Source organism: Aquimarina rubra (assembly GCF_042684305.1).
GTDB lineage: Bacteria > Bacteroidota > Bacteroidia > Flavobacteriales > Flavobacteriaceae > Aquimarina > Aquimarina rubra.
This window is the reverse complement of the sequence record NZ_JBHULE010000019.1, coordinates 894,642-908,787: the sequence shown is the minus strand read 5'-3', so window position 1 is coordinate 908,787 and position 14,146 is coordinate 894,642. Positions and strand designations below refer to the sequence as shown.

Below are 14,146 nucleotides of genomic sequence, written 5' to 3'. Positions count from 1 at the left end.
TCGGTTTAATTTATTGATTTTTTGAAGTTTACTTTTTCTGATTAAAGTATCTTTGTGATTAACGTATAAATAGAATCCTTAAATAATATTAAAAGTATAAAGTTGTGAAAATAGCTATTGGAAATGACCACGCAGGAACCGAATATAAATTTGGAATAATATCATACTTAAAATCAGAAGGTATAGAGGTAGTAAACTATGGTACTGATGAAAATAGTAGTGTCGATTATCCAGATTTTGTTCATCCGGTAGCAAAAGACGTAGACACTAATGCTGTTGATTTTGGGATTCTAATTTGTGGAAGTGGAAACGGTGTTTCAATGACAGCAAACAAATATAAAAATGTACGTGCTGGATTATGTTGGACAAAAGAAATTACCGAATTGACAAGACAACACAATGATGCAAATATTATAAGTATTCCAGCAAGGTTTACATCTTTACCACAAGCCATTGAAATGGTTAAAACTTTTTTGAATACTAAATTTGAGGGAGGAAGACATCAGAATAGAGTAAACAAGATTTCTATGTGTTAATCAAATCAATAAATGGTAAAAAGTCACCCTCATAACCACCATACACATTCCCATCCAAAATTAAGAGGGCGTAATTTATTAGTTTCTATTTTATTAAATATTGTAATTACAGTTGCACAGGTTATTGGTGGCTTGGTTTCAGGAAGTCTTTCTTTATTGTCTGATGCGCTTCATAATTTTAGTGATGTACTTTCTTTGATTGTAAGTTTTTTTGCCAATAGATTAGCAAAAAAGGAAGCATCTATACAACGAACTTTTGGATTTAAAAGAGCAGAGATAATGGCTGCGTTTATAAACGCATCTACCCTTATTGTGGTCGCAGTTTTTTTAGTTATAGAAGCAATAGAACGACTACAAAGCCCAAAGGAAATTACAACTCAAACAGTGATTATATTATCTTCTGTAGCTATTCTTGGGAATGGTTTGAGCGTTTTGTTGTTAAAAAAAGACAGCAAGGTAAATATGAATATGAGATCTGCATATTTACATCTTATTACAGATATGATGGCGTCAATTGCAGTTTTACTGGGAGGTTTATTAATGAAGTTTTATCAAGTATTTTGGATAGACAGTGTCCTTACTTTTATTATTGCTATTTATTTGATTGTTGTTGGGTATGATTTACTAAAATCATCTTTTAAAATATTAATGTTATTTACACCAGAAAATATTGCGGTAAAGGAGATCGTGGATGTTGTAAATAGTTTACCAGAAGTTAAAAGCATTCATCACGTGCATGTATGGCAACTTAATGAAGAGGAAACACATTTAGAGGCACACATAGACTTTAACAAGGATATCCATGTTTCTAGGTTTGGGGAAATACTTCACCTAGTTGAAGACGTATTACAAGATAAATTTGGTATTAATCATATTACTTTGCAACCAGAGTATAATAAAAATGATAGTAAAGATATTATCGTACAAGACTGATCTATGGATATCGAATTTAGAATTAAACGTTTTAATGAATTGGAGTTGATAGAGCTGTACAAAATTTTGCGCTTACGCGCAGAAGTATTTGTGGTAGAGCAAGATTGTGTTTATCAAGATGTTGATGATAAAGATCAAATAGCACTACATGTCATAGGATATAAAAACAACGAAATTATAGCATACACAAGAATATTTAATGCAGGAGATTATTTTGATAAAGCAAGTATTGGTCGAGTAGTGGTGTCTGAAAACCAAAGAAAATATGGTTATGGGCACGATTTGATAAAGAAAAGCATAGAAGGAATAAAAGAACAGTTTGCAACAGACCAAATTAAAATATCAGCTCAATGCTATCTGAAGAAGTTTTACGAAAAACACAATTTTAAACAAATAGGGGATGAATACTTAGAAGACGGTATTCCACACATTGCGATGATAAGATCATAAAAACAAAAAACCATTCACCGCAGCGAATAGTTTTTTGTTAATCTATATCTATTCAGATTATTTTAAAATCTTTTCGTACTTAGCCTTATTTCCAAGAATTTCTTTGCTCTTTTCTATTTCGGGATTATGCTTTATGTAATAGTCATACAGTCCTTCTCTATAGGCATAGCGCTTAACAATTTCATCAGTAAGTAGATTGGCAATTTCGGTTTTATACGAATCCAATCCTTTTTCTTTTGATGCTTTTATGGATGCTAATAAGGCATTATAACTTTCAGCAATATCTTTGTCCAGTTTGTCTCTTTTAGCCACTTCTAAAGATTTTTTAAGAGATTTTTCAGTAGCGGTTTCATAGTTAAAACTACTCTGTTTTACAAAGTTTTTAAAATCCTCATAATCTTTATCGGTAAACTTAAATTTAGAGATATCATCTATCTTGTGAGAATAATAATATTTTGTTCCATAATCAAATATTGCATCTGATTGAAGAAGTGATGTTGTGATATTACTGAATTTTGATGTTTCTAATTCTATATCCGGTTGAATACCACCACCATCATAGACAGTTCTACCGTTTTTTGTTTTAAAAGCTTTAAAATCCTTTTCGCTTATACGAACTGCTTTGTTATTTTCATCACGATTCCAATAGTCTAATGCCTGAATGCATCTTCCACTAGGTGTATAATAGCGAGATATAGTTATTTTTAACTGGGTACCATAGGTTAACTTCTTTGGTCGTTGTACCAGCCCTTTTCCAAAACTTCTGGCTCCAATAACAACACCTCTATCCAGATCCTGAATACTTCCGGCAACAATTTCACTAGCAGAAGCACTTCTGCCGTTTACCAATACTACCAAAGGGATTTCTATGTCTATAGGAGTTTTTTTTGTGGAGTATTCTTTATTATATTTTTTTACTATTGATTTTGTGGTGGTAATTAACTCTCCTTTAGGAACAAATATGTTTGTAACATTTATGGCCTCACTTAGTAATCCTCCCGGATTTCCTCTTAGATCCAGAATAATCTTATCTGCACCTTTAGCTTTGAGATCTTTTAGTGCAGCAATTGTTTCTGTTGATGCTTTATTATTAAATTTAGATAAAACAATATAGCCTGTATTATCATCTAATAAAGTAAAGAATGGAACTGCCTTTACTTCAATTTCTTCCCTGGTAAGAATTGTGGTTTTTGTTTGGTTTTGTCTTTTGTATGTGATTTCTACTTCGGTGCCACTAGCACCTTTAAGGAGTTCTCCCGCATCTTCTTCAAAATCTGACACTACGACATCGCCAATCTGAATAATCTCGTCTCCCGCTTTAAGACCCGCTTTATCGGCCGGATAATCTTTATAAGGTTCTACAATAATTATTTTATCTTTAACTGTTTTTACTGAAGCTCCGATACCTGTATATTCTCCGGCGTTTCTAATTTTAGAAGCCTCTACATCCTGTTCGTTCCAATACTTTGTATATGGATCTAAATCATCTAACATGGCCTTAATGGCAGTATCCATAAGTTCTGCAGGATTGGTTTCATCTACATAATTCATGTTTAGCTCTTTAAACATGGTCGTAAAAATTTCAATCTGTTTTGCGATTTCAAAAAAATCAGACTTAAAACTTACTGTAGATAATAGAATAATAACCGCAATAGCAGGATAAAGGATTTTCTTTTTCATACGTTTCATCTTTTCATTTTCATCAGCAAAAAGAACCTTAAAACTAAGGAGTTTTAATTTCTTTCGTTATAAACTTTTGTATTACTTCTTTTGTTTTAGCTTCAATCAATTTATAATCAGGCATTTCTTTTCCCGTATATAAAAACATAAAAGCAAAGTGATGAGTAGTGTTGTTGAGTACAATATACTTATTTTTTCTATAACTTTCACGTAGCAAACGTTTTATACGATTGCGATCCACAGCTTTCTTAAAATTACGCTTACTAACAGAAACTCCTGCTTGAACCTGAACTTCTTTTTTTAGGGTAACTTTTCTGTAAATAAGACGTATAGGGTAATTAGCAATAGTCTTTCCTTCAGAAAAAAGAAGCTCTAATTCCTTTTTGCTTTTTAGTTTTTCTTTTTTGCCAAAAGTTGCTCTCATATCCGGGTAAAAATAATAATAAGATTTGGGATACCTGATTCCCAAAATAAAAATCCAGAATTAAAAATTCAATTCTGGATTTTTGAAATAATTTTAAAAGACAATATGTGTTATTGAGAAAAACTATTGTTTGCTCTATTGACATCAGCCATTTTATTTGTTTTATCAATCAGTATGGATTTTATTTCCGATTTAGGCTTAGATAAATCCAATGTGTATGTAGGATTAGTCCACGCCCAATCTGATAAAACTGTGCGCGTAATCTCTGGAAACGGGTTTTCTTTTTCTTTTCTCATCATTCTTAGCGGAATGTAGAAAGACTCCTGATTACCATCCGCATATTCGACGTGTAAATCTATAGGCATAGGCATTAAACCAATACGCTCCAATGTTATAGAAGCCTTCTTTCCGTTTTCAGTAATTTCCTTTATACCATAATCGATGGTATTAGTGGTTTGCGTCCAATCGGTCAAATACCAATCTAGTTGCATTCCAGAAACCTTTTCTGCTACACGTTTAAAATCATTTGGAGTAGGGTGTTTAAACTTCCATTCGTCATAATATTTTTTGATGGTTTTTGATAAGTTTTCTTCTCCTATAACGTATCCAAGTTGTGCCATAAAAACAGCTCCTTTGGCGTATGCAGAAGCTCCGTAAGCTCCATTTCTGCTATACCTGTCGGCGTGAGTAGATTGAGGTTGTTCTATTCCTGAAGTTGCTAACTGAAGGTAACCTTGATACATTCCCTCTAAAGCGTTGGGTCTATTTTGTTGCATTACCTCGTTCATAGCTAATGTAGAAATATAGCTGGTAAAACCTTCATCCATCCATTCGTGTTTAGCTTCGTTAGTGGCTAATATGTGCTGAAACCAAGCATGCGCCATTTCGTGCGCTGTAACACCCACTAAACTTCCAAAATTTCTTCCTCCTGTAATTAAAGTACACATAGCGTATTCCATTCCACCATCTCCTCCTTGGATAATAGAGTACTGGTCATAAGGATACTTTCCGATTTTAGCACTAAAGTACTTCATTAACTCTACAGATTTAGGCTGTAATTTTTTCCAGTTTTCCAGGTATTCTTCTTTGTTTTTATATAAAAAGTGAAGTGTCGGTCCACCAGGAACCTGAACTACATCATGTATATATTCGGGGTCAGCGGCCCAGGTAAAGTCATGTACATTGGGTGCAACAAAATGCCAGGACAACTTTTTGCCTTTTTGTTTAACTTTTGTGCCGGGTTTTTCATATCCATATCCTATTTCCTGTGGGTTTTGAAGGTATCCAGATCCACCAAGAACATAGGTTTTATCAATATTTATAGTCACATCAAAATTACCCCAAACACCGTGAAATTCGCGAGCGATGTAAGGATCAGCATGCCAGCCTTCAAAATCATATTCGGCCATTTTTGGATACCATTGTGTCATGGATAAAGCAACATCTTCTTTGCTATTGCGTCCAGAACGACGTATCTGATTAGGAACTTGCCCATCAAAATCCATTAAAAAAGTAACTTTTTCTCCCGGTGCAATTGGCTTATTCAGCATCACTTCCAACACGGTACCAGCTACTTCGTACTTTACGCTTTGTCCGTTTTGTTTTAAAGAAGAAACTTTTAAGTATCCTATTTCTTCTGGAGTAAGTTTGCTAATTCGATCCATTACCCTTGGATCCGGGTCTGGGATATTTCTAGAACGAACATCCATTTCGCTTCCCGGTTGAAAGGCGTTAAAATATAAATGATAAAAAACCTGATATAAGGAATCAGGAGAATTATTTGTATAAATTAATTCTTGTTTTCCTGTATATTGAAAATTTTTCACATTCATATCCACGTTCATTTTGTAATCAACGTGTTGTTGCCAGTAGTTTGTGTTATTCTGTGCAGAAACACCTAAAACTGATAGTAGGAATCCTATTGTGATTGTTTTAAACATCATATGCCTTGCTTTTATTTAGATAGTTTCTCGGCCAAAATTAGAGCGTTATATAGATTTACCATCTTACCAGATTTAGATAATTCGGTAAACTTATTAGATTTAGTTTCATCTCCACCAACTATAACTGTAGTTGTGGTACTTAAACCACTATCCATTAATATTTGTTTTACCTGAGAAGCTTTTAGTTTTGGATAATAGGATCTGATCAATGCTGCAACACCAGCAACTGCAGGTGCAGCCATAGATGTTCCCTGAAGATACTCATAAGAATTTGATGGGGTAGTAGCCCATATTTTAACGCCTGGCGCAAAAACATCTACATTGCTTTTTCCGTAATTAGAAAAGTTGGCAACAAGATTAGAGCCATATTCATAGTTTAAAGCACCAATAGTGATAAAATTATCAGAAATTTCTGAAGAATTGTCTGTTTGATCGTTAGGGTAGACCGCCTTTTGATCTAAGTCTATTCCTTCATTTCCTGCTGCATTGACAATTAACACATCTTTTTCTCCGGCATATTTTATAGCTTCTCGCACCCACTCCGGATGTGTAGAGTAATATTTACCGAAACTAGTATTGATCACTTTTGCTCCATTGTCTACCGCATATCGAATAGCCAAAGCAATGTCCTTGTCATATTCGTCACCGTTGGGAACAGCCCTTATTGCCATTATTTTTACGTTTTTAGCAATGCCGTTAACTCCTTTTCCATTATTTCGCTCTGCCGCAATAATTCCTGCAACGTGAGTACCGTGTTTTATACCTTCTTTTTCAGGATTAGGACCCATTACTTTATTGTTTCCGTAATTAGTATCTGCAATATCGTCTATATTATCTCCAACCTTTGCTCTTCCATCAAAATCAAGATTAAGGTGATAATTTAACTGTTCTGTAAAATGCTCAATACCTTCTTTTAGGTTTTTTATTAAGTCCGGAATAGCTTCGTCTTTTTCTAAGAATCCAAACATTTGAGAAAGAACGGCCACGTACTGCTGCATTTCGGGAGTTTCGGCTTTTACAGAAAGCAATTCCTGCTGAGAGTAATCTTCTTTTCCTAATACCTCAGAAATCTTTTTGTGTGAGATTTGAACCTGTTGTAATATCTGTTCATATCTGTTTTTGTTACCTAAAGCTTCTTGATATTCTTTTTCAAATTCTGCCTTTGCTTCAATATACGTTTGATATTGATCTTTATCTGCCGGATCTATCGAGGCTAAGTTTTTACCTTCGAATTTTGGCTTTAGCTTTTTAACGATTCTTGTGAACTCCAGGTTTTCATTTTCAGAATCACCTAGAAAATTCCATCCGTGGATATCATCAACATAACCGTTTTGATCATCGTCTTTTCCGTTGTTTTTAATTTCTTTGGTATTTGTCCAAATGACACCATCGAGATCTTCGTGTTCTATATCAACGCCACTATCAATTACGCCTACAATAACAGTTTGCCCTTTCTTTGTTTTTATTAAATCGGTATATGCACGATTAACACTCATTCCTGGAATCGTATCGATTGTTAAATCTGCCGAGTTCCAGTTTTTTAACTGAGCATCTGTTAACACAACATTTTTCAAAGGAATTGTATCAATATTTTCTATTGGAGTAGAAATTATGGTTGGTGCTCCACAGCTACTCAATAGAATTGAAGAAGCAATAGAGGCGATCATTATTTTATTAGACTTGGGAATCATAGCATTATTAATTAAAAATTTCATTACTAGTAAAAGTTTCTTTGTATCGTACACCTTTTTCTGTTTGTTGTACGGTTATAATCTCATTATGTGCATCGTGTTCCATAAACAGGTACCAATTATTCTTGGCCGCATTTTCCAAAAATAATTTTTTTTCAGGTAATGTTAATAATGGTCTGGTATCATACCCCATGACATAAGGTAGTGGAACATGGCCAGCTGTGGGCAAAAGGTCTGCCATAAACACGATTGTTTTTTCTTTATATTTTATATGAGGGATCATTTGTTTTTCTGTGTGACCATCTACAAATAGTACGCCAAATCCCAATTCAGTATTTTTTTGGAATGTTTCTCCTGTTCTGGAAATAAAGTTAAGGTGTCCACTTTCATGAATAGGAAGAATATTTTCTTTTAAGAAAGACGCTTTTTCTCTGGCATTTGGTTCGGTAGCCCATTTCCAGTGGTTTTCGTTGCTCCAGACTTTAGCATTCTTAAAAGCTGGTTCATATCCTGTTTTACCTTGATTCCATTGAATGACTCCTCCACAATGATCAAAATGTAAATGAGTTATAAAAACATCCGTAATATCATCTCTATGAAATCCTTTTTCTTTTAGAGATGTATCTAAATTATCATCTCCCCAAAGAGAATAATACCCAAAAAACTTGTCTGATTGTTTATTTCCCATTCCTGTATCAATAAGAATCAATCGATCTCCATCCTCTATTAATAGGCATCTAGCAGCAATATCAATCAGGTTATTAGCATCTGCAGGGTTTGTTTTATTCCATAAAACTTTGGGAACGACACCAAACATGGCGCCCCCATCAAGTTTAAAGTTTCCTGCTTTTACCGCATGTAATTTCATGTATTGATACTATTGTTTTAGGTGTCACAAGGAACTCTCCAAGTAATTATTTTCGATGCAAATCAAAAGTTTTTTACTAGTTTGTTTCATAATCGTTTAAAAATCTTTGCAAAATAGAAAAAATGGTAAGGATCAGGATTTAATTTGTAGACTTTTTAACAATATTTCATCATAATCGATCTGAGATATAACTTTCTCTAATCGAATTCCATAGTCTAATAGTGCTTTTATTTCCTTAACACTTGCAACACGTTCTTTTCGCATTAATAACAATGTTTGACCATTGGACTCGATATGATAATAAGGATTGCTTTCGAAAAACAACACTAATTCATCAGTAAAAAAAAGTTTAATTTTTTCAACATCTTCTCCTAAAAGAAAAAAACGTTTAGAAAAATCCGGATGATCTTCGATCAAAATATCTTTAAATCCTGCAATTTTATAGACAAATTCTATAAAACCTTCCCGATCTAAAGTAAATACTGGGATTTCCTTTTTAAGATGAATGGTCAAAATAGTTGTTCTAATATCTTTTCTGGCAATAAACTCACCTTCAGAAAATTCAACATCTAAAATTTCAACTGAAGAGTCATTGTTAAATATATTATTATAAATGTATTTTACTTTTTTGATTTTGAAAAACAAGAAATTGTTTAAAACATTGACATTCTGTTGTTTTTTTGGACTATAATTCCAGGAGAAATCATCGGCAATTTTTTGCAAGTCTTCTTGTCTTTTAGTAAGATTGGTTCCAATATTAAATTTTCTGGAAAAAGAGACAAGACTTCTTACTGCTAGTGGATGTTCTGAGGCGGTACCGTGCTTGTCAAGGCCTGTAATTTCAAAAGAGCCTCCTTTTCTCTGAAAGGTCTCCTGGTATCCAAAAAGACTTTCCTGTACGGTGTAATCAACAAAATCACTATGAGAAAAATCTACTACTACATCACTATCCTCAGGAATTGAATCTAGGTTTCTTTTTAATTTATAGTAATTAAGAAAACTGGAAAAGTTTTTTACACTTACGAAATAAGTTCCGTTTACTTCTTCTTTAAACATAAGAACATTAGGCTTAAAGAGGTTTCTGGCAAAAAGCATAACACTTTTATTAAGTATGAAATGGATTAGTAAAGTGGTAAGAATTCCAATAAAAATACCACTGATTAAGTTTGTCGTAATGGTACCAATGATGGTTGCAGAAAAAATAATGAATTGCTCTTTGCCAATTTTTGCTGCATCTTTTAGGTTTCTTGGTGCAGCTAGCTTATATCCGGTAAACACTAAAATCGCAGCCAATGCAGTAAGTGGAATTCTGCTCAACTGATCCTGAAACAATACCACAAATAATATCAAGAATACTGAATGGAAAAAATTAGCAGATCTATTGCTCCCTCCATTATTTACATTTACAGAACTCCTTGCGATTACGGTTACTACATTTAAACCCCCGAGAAAACCACTTACAATCGAAGCTATTCCTAACGCGGTAAGGTCTTTATTGGTATTGGATCTTCTTTTATCAGGATCAAGCTTATCAACGGCTTTAATGCTTAATAAAGATTCTATACTGGAAATTAAGGTAATGGCAATAACGACCCCGATAAACTTAAACTGAAATACAGAAGAAAAATTTGGAGAAGGAAAATTGGAAAACACCTTGTTCGGAATCTGTACAAGAAGCGAATCATTTATTGGATATGTTTGAGACGAAAAAAATTCATAGTAATAACTCAAACCAATTACTAGCAAAACTATCCACATAGGTGCGGGAACCAGCTGAAGGTATTTGTTGCGGATTTTTCCGTAAAAAACCATAATTAGCAAACTAATTATTCCAACCGCCGCGGCAACTACAAGATGATAATATTCTGGGGAAAATAACTGGACCACACTACCGGGAATGTCTAAAAGCAGAGAAATCGTATCGCCTTTTGCGCCAGTATTCGCTAACATTACATGAAATTGTTTTGCGAAAATACTAATACCAATGGCTGCTAACATACCCTGAATAGCAGAAGAAGGAAAAAAATCACTTAATATTCCTAAACGCAATAATCCGATAAGAATCATTAAAACACCAGAACAGATGATTGCTGCAAGTGTAAAGAGATATCCTTGATACAAATCTCCATCAGCCAAGGTGGTGATTGCTCCTAACAATACAACTACCAATCCATTACCGGGACCTGCTATCGTAACATTAGAACCACCTATAACCGATACTATAATTCCACCAACAATAGCAGCAATAACTCCGGATATTGGAGGTGCTTCTGAAGCCAATGCTAATCCCAATCCAAGAGGGAGTGCAATTAAAGAAACCACAAACCCCGAAAAAATATTCTTAGGCAAGTTGGATATAAACCCGGATGTGTTAGTTTTAATATTTTTCATTTATCTAATAATTAACACATCGGTTGGTAATTCTGCTAATATATGTTCCAGGTCGTGAGGAAAAATTCGATCCCAGAAGTTCGTTTGGCCTGGAGCATTCATAATCAGTAAATCTGCAGCTTTAACACGAGCATAGTGACCAATAGAATATCCTCTTTTTCCGAATATAGGCTGGGTTTTAACGTGTATACCAGATTTAAAACCTATAGGAACCTGATTAAGAATGTCCTGAACTCTAAGATGTTCTTTTTTGGTTATTTGTTCTTTTCTTTTAGTTGCTTTCAGCAACGATTGATCATCTTCTATCACTACTTGTATTTCTTGCTCAGCAATCTCTTCTACAATGGTTAGTTGATGAGCGCCCAGATTTTGTGCAACTTCAAAGGCCGCCAGAACCGTTTGTTTTGTTTTTTTGTTTTTTAATCCGTTGACCACCACATGATGACAAGGTCTAAGATCCTCTGAAGGTTTTACAAGCAACAAAACAGAACAATGAGCATTTCGGGTAATTTTTCTGGCAATGGATCCAATATAGAACTTTAAAAAGTCTTCTCTTGGTGTCGCACCGAGTATAATCAGGTCTGCATTTTTTTCCTCGGCTGTTTTTATAATGACATCTACCGGATTTCCTTCTCGCCAGATAATTTTTACTTTTTCTGTATCATCAGAAAAGCCTGAGATTAATTCTTTAATGGTTATTTCTTTTTCTTTTGTTTTTGCACCGACGTGTACAAGAATCAGTTTAGAATCAAAGAAGTCCACCATCCTCATAGCTTCATAGACATTGTTCTTCAGATTAGGAGAAAAAGCTACTCCAATGAGTATGGTCTTAAATTTATGATCTAAAAATTCGCTCAATATAATCTAGTGTAAAAATTGTAGGAGCGGAATATAAGCTATTTTTTTAAACCAGAAAACTGATTCAATCCTACCTAATTATAAAAAATTCCCGATCTTTCATTTTTTAAACTACAAATAAAATAAAATGTTAGAACTGGCAGGTATAATAATATTGGGTATTTTGGCACAATGGGTGGCTTGGAAATTCAAAATACCTGCGATCTTACCATTGATACTAATAGGTCTTCTTGTAGGGCCCTTTGCTACACTATTTACCGAGGATAATTCGAAGTTGATTGAACCCATTTGGAACGGAGAAAATGGTTTGTTTCCGGGAGAAAGCCTATTTTATTTTGTGTCTTTAGCAATTGGAATCATTTTATTCGAAGGAGGGCTAACCCTAAGAAGAAGTGAGATACTCAATGTTGCACCAGTTATTGTAAAACTAATTACGTTGGGAGCGGCAGTGACTTTTTTTGGAGCTGGATTTGCGGCTCATTTTGTATTTAATCTAAGCTGGCCTATTTCTTTCTTATTTTCTTCACTTATTATTGTTACCGGCCCTACTGTAATTACGCCTATTCTAAGAAATATACCTCTAAAAAAAGATTTATCAACAGTTTTAAAATGGGAAGGAATTCTAATTGATCCAATAGGAGCGTTGGTAGCAGTATTGGTTTTCGAATTTATTAGTGTAGGAGAAGGAAAAACCTATACGTTAACAGCGCTGATAGAGTTTGGAAAAGTGGTTTTATTCGGTTTTACGTTTGGTTTTACTTTTGCCCACGCATTGGCTTTTGCTATTAAGAAGAATGTTATCCCTCATTATTTATTAAATGTATTTACGTTAGCGACTGTTCTTGCTGTTTTTGTTCTTTCTGATCTTTTTGCTCACGAATCTGGACTACTTTCTGTAGTGGTAATGGGAATGGTTTTAGGAAATATAAAATTACCAAACATTGATGAACTCCTATATTTTAAGGAGTCACTAAGTGTTTTATTAATTTCCATACTTTTTATTCTTTTAGCTGCAAATATTAATATAGAAGACTTAAAATTGGTTTTCAATTGGAATGAAGTAGCTTTATTTGCCACAGTTGTTTTTATTATAAGACCACTAGGCGTTTTTTTAAGTTCCATAAATTCTGGTCTAAAACTTAATGAAAAATTATTTATTAGCTGGGTAGGTCCTAGAGGTATCGTTGCAGCAGGTATTGCTTCTTTATTTGGTCTCAAACTAGCAAGACAAGGTGAACCGGGAGCTGAATATATAACACCTTTGGTATTCATGATTGTTTTAGGAACGGTTCTTCTAAATGCAACAACTGCGAGATTATTTGCAAAGCTAGTAGGTGTTTTCCTTACAAAGTCTGAAGGAATATTGATCGTAGGAGCATCAAAAGTTTCTCGATTGATTGCAATATATTTAAAGGAGAATAATCGCCACGTAACGCTGATCGATAATAATAAAAATAACATAAAGATTGCTAAAAGCTTAGGATTAGAAGGATTGGTAGGAAGTATTTATAATGATAAAATAAAAGATAATATAGAATTAAATGATGTTGGCTTTTTAATGGCATTAACCGGAAACAGTGATATTAACAAACACGCTATCACTAAATTTAGAGATCAGTTTGGAGAAAATGGATCTTTTAGATTAGTAAGCACAGAAGAAATGAATGACCCCAAAAACAACCAGCAGGAAGTTTTATTTTCACATACAGATGGGTTTAATACTTTGATGGATCTTGTCGAGAAATACCCGGTAATCAACGAGATCAAAGTAAATGACAAAGAACATTATAAAAAACTGATTGCTATTACCAAGAAAGACAAGGAAGTGGTGCCATTATTTATCAAAGACCCAGTAAAAGGAATCAGAATAATATCAGCTTTTAGCGAAAAAGTAGAGGATATTAAAGAGGATAGTATCCTGGCCTATTTAGGTAAACCCATTTATATAGAAGAGGTGGAATAAGGCGACAAAAAGCACTATTTTTTCGATAAACAACACAAAATTAACAAAAATTTTTGTTAATCATAAATTAATATTCTATATTCGCCTTCGAAAAATTTAAATTTTAAAACCCAAATTATGAAAAAACTTATGTTTGTTGCCGTTTTCGGTATGGCTTTAGGATTCACTTCTTGCGGATCGGATGACGTTGTAGACTTTGTATGTGACGCTGTGATAGAAGAGCTTAGAGCTGATGTGGATACTGCATTTGCTGCTTGGCAGAATGAAGAAACTCCTTCTACTTGTGCAGATTTAAAAGGTGCAATTGAAGCTTTTAGAGCTAGTGAGTGTGGATCTGCAGATGCATATTCTGAACAATTCAATGCTTTACCGGATGATTGTTCTACAATTGGGAGGTAAACTAATTAAT

At 33.9% G+C, this 14,146-nt stretch carries 12 protein-coding genes; 5 read left to right on the top strand and 7 right to left on the bottom strand.

The window, feature by feature from the left end:
- Positions 1–104 precede the first annotated feature (104 nt).
- Genes rpiB through ACFSR1_RS12590 form a run of 3 tightly spaced genes read left to right on the top strand, consistent with a single transcriptional unit; the run spans position 105 to position 1,919 of the window.
- Positions 105–536 carry a ribose 5-phosphate isomerase B gene (rpiB, locus tag ACFSR1_RS12600; protein WP_378292989.1) on the top strand — a complete coding sequence of 144 codons (432 nt, stop codon included), beginning with the start codon at positions 105–107 and terminating at the stop codon, positions 534–536.
- A gap of 12 nt (positions 537–548) precedes the next feature.
- Complete coding sequence (locus tag ACFSR1_RS12595) at positions 549–1,469, top strand: cation diffusion facilitator family transporter (RefSeq protein WP_378292987.1); 921 nt, start codon at positions 549–551, stop codon at positions 1,467–1,469.
- 3 nt (positions 1,470–1,472) lie between these two features.
- Positions 1,473–1,919, top strand: a complete 447-nt coding sequence (locus tag ACFSR1_RS12590; RefSeq protein ID WP_378292985.1) for a GNAT family N-acetyltransferase — start codon at positions 1,473–1,475, stop codon at positions 1,917–1,919.
- Positions 1,920–1,976: 57 nt separating this feature from the next.
- On the opposite strand, the gene ACFSR1_RS12585 is transcribed toward ACFSR1_RS12590, so the two are convergent.
- The 7 genes from ACFSR1_RS12585 to ACFSR1_RS12555 all read right to left on the bottom strand — a co-directional run bounded on the left by ACFSR1_RS12585 (position 1,977) and on the right by ACFSR1_RS12555 (position 11,774).
- Positions 1,977–3,599 (bottom strand): S41 family peptidase, encoded by a 1,623-nt coding sequence (locus ACFSR1_RS12585; RefSeq protein WP_378292983.1) that lies wholly within the window; start codon positions 3,597–3,599, stop codon positions 1,977–1,979.
- 43 nt (positions 3,600–3,642) lie between these two features.
- Positions 3,643–4,023, bottom strand: coding sequence for a ribonuclease P protein component (gene rnpA / locus ACFSR1_RS12580; RefSeq protein WP_378292981.1), 381 nt, complete (start codon positions 4,021–4,023; stop codon positions 3,643–3,645).
- Positions 4,024–4,133: 110 nt separating this feature from the next.
- Positions 4,134–5,966, bottom strand: a complete 1,833-nt coding sequence (locus tag ACFSR1_RS12575) for a M1 family metallopeptidase (RefSeq protein ID WP_378292980.1) — start codon at positions 5,964–5,966, stop codon at positions 4,134–4,136.
- 11 nt (positions 5,967–5,977) lie between these two features.
- Positions 5,978–7,681 carry a S8 family peptidase gene (locus ACFSR1_RS12570; RefSeq protein ID WP_378292978.1) on the bottom strand — a complete coding sequence of 568 codons (1,704 nt, stop codon included), beginning with the start codon at positions 7,679–7,681 and terminating at the stop codon, positions 5,978–5,980.
- Positions 7,665–8,525: an MBL fold metallo-hydrolase gene (locus ACFSR1_RS12565; protein ID WP_378292976.1), complete on the bottom strand. Its 861-nt coding sequence runs from the start codon at positions 8,523–8,525 to the stop codon at positions 7,665–7,667. The genes ACFSR1_RS12570 and ACFSR1_RS12565 overlap by 17 nt, the downstream gene beginning before the upstream one ends.
- 132 nt (positions 8,526–8,657) lie before the next feature.
- Positions 8,658–10,916 carry a SulP family inorganic anion transporter gene (locus tag ACFSR1_RS12560; RefSeq protein ID WP_378292974.1) on the bottom strand — a complete coding sequence of 753 codons (2,259 nt, stop codon included), beginning with the start codon at positions 10,914–10,916 and terminating at the stop codon, positions 8,658–8,660.
- Entirely contained in the window at positions 10,917–11,774 is an 858-nt protein-coding gene (locus tag ACFSR1_RS12555) for a universal stress protein (RefSeq protein ID WP_378292972.1), read from the bottom strand.
- Between the two features lie 127 nt (positions 11,775–11,901).
- Between ACFSR1_RS12555 and ACFSR1_RS12550 the strand changes: the two genes are divergently transcribed.
- Both ACFSR1_RS12550 and ACFSR1_RS12545 read left to right on the top strand, forming a co-directional pair.
- Positions 11,902–13,737, top strand: coding sequence for a cation:proton antiporter (locus ACFSR1_RS12550; RefSeq protein WP_378292970.1), 1,836 nt, complete (start codon positions 11,902–11,904; stop codon positions 13,735–13,737).
- Positions 13,738–13,854: 117 nt separating this feature from the next.
- Entirely contained in the window at positions 13,855–14,136 is a 282-nt protein-coding gene (locus ACFSR1_RS12545; RefSeq protein WP_378292968.1) for a hypothetical protein, read from the top strand.
- Positions 14,137–14,146 lie beyond the last annotated feature (10 nt).

Excerpts from the sequence above, each read along its gene's own strand:
- rnpA (WP_378292981.1), bottom strand. The coding sequence starts at position 4,023 with ATGAGAGCAACTTTTGGCAAAAAAGAAAAACTAAAAAGCAAAAAGGAA.
- ACFSR1_RS12545 (WP_378292968.1), top strand. The coding sequence starts at position 13,855 with ATGAAAAAACTTATGTTTGTTGCCGTTTTCGGTATGGCTTTAGGATTC.
- ACFSR1_RS12595 (WP_378292987.1), top strand. The coding sequence starts at position 549 with ATGGTAAAAAGTCACCCTCATAACCACCATACACATTCCCATCCAAAA.
- ACFSR1_RS12570 (WP_378292978.1), bottom strand. The coding sequence starts at position 7,681 with ATGAAATTTTTAATTAATAATGCTATGATTCCCAAGTCTAATAAAATA.
- ACFSR1_RS12565 (WP_378292976.1), bottom strand. The coding sequence starts at position 8,525 with ATGAAATTACATGCGGTAAAAGCAGGAAACTTTAAACTTGATGGGGGC.
- ACFSR1_RS12575 (WP_378292980.1), bottom strand. The coding sequence starts at position 5,966 with ATGATGTTTAAAACAATCACAATAGGATTCCTACTATCAGTTTTAGGT.
- ACFSR1_RS12550 (WP_378292970.1), top strand. The coding sequence starts at position 11,902 with ATGTTAGAACTGGCAGGTATAATAATATTGGGTATTTTGGCACAATGG.
- ACFSR1_RS12560 (WP_378292974.1), bottom strand. The coding sequence starts at position 10,916 with ATGAAAAATATTAAAACTAACACATCCGGGTTTATATCCAACTTGCCT.
- ACFSR1_RS12585 (WP_378292983.1), bottom strand. The coding sequence starts at position 3,599 with ATGAAAAAGAAAATCCTTTATCCTGCTATTGCGGTTATTATTCTATTA.
- ACFSR1_RS12590 (WP_378292985.1), top strand. The coding sequence starts at position 1,473 with ATGGATATCGAATTTAGAATTAAACGTTTTAATGAATTGGAGTTGATA.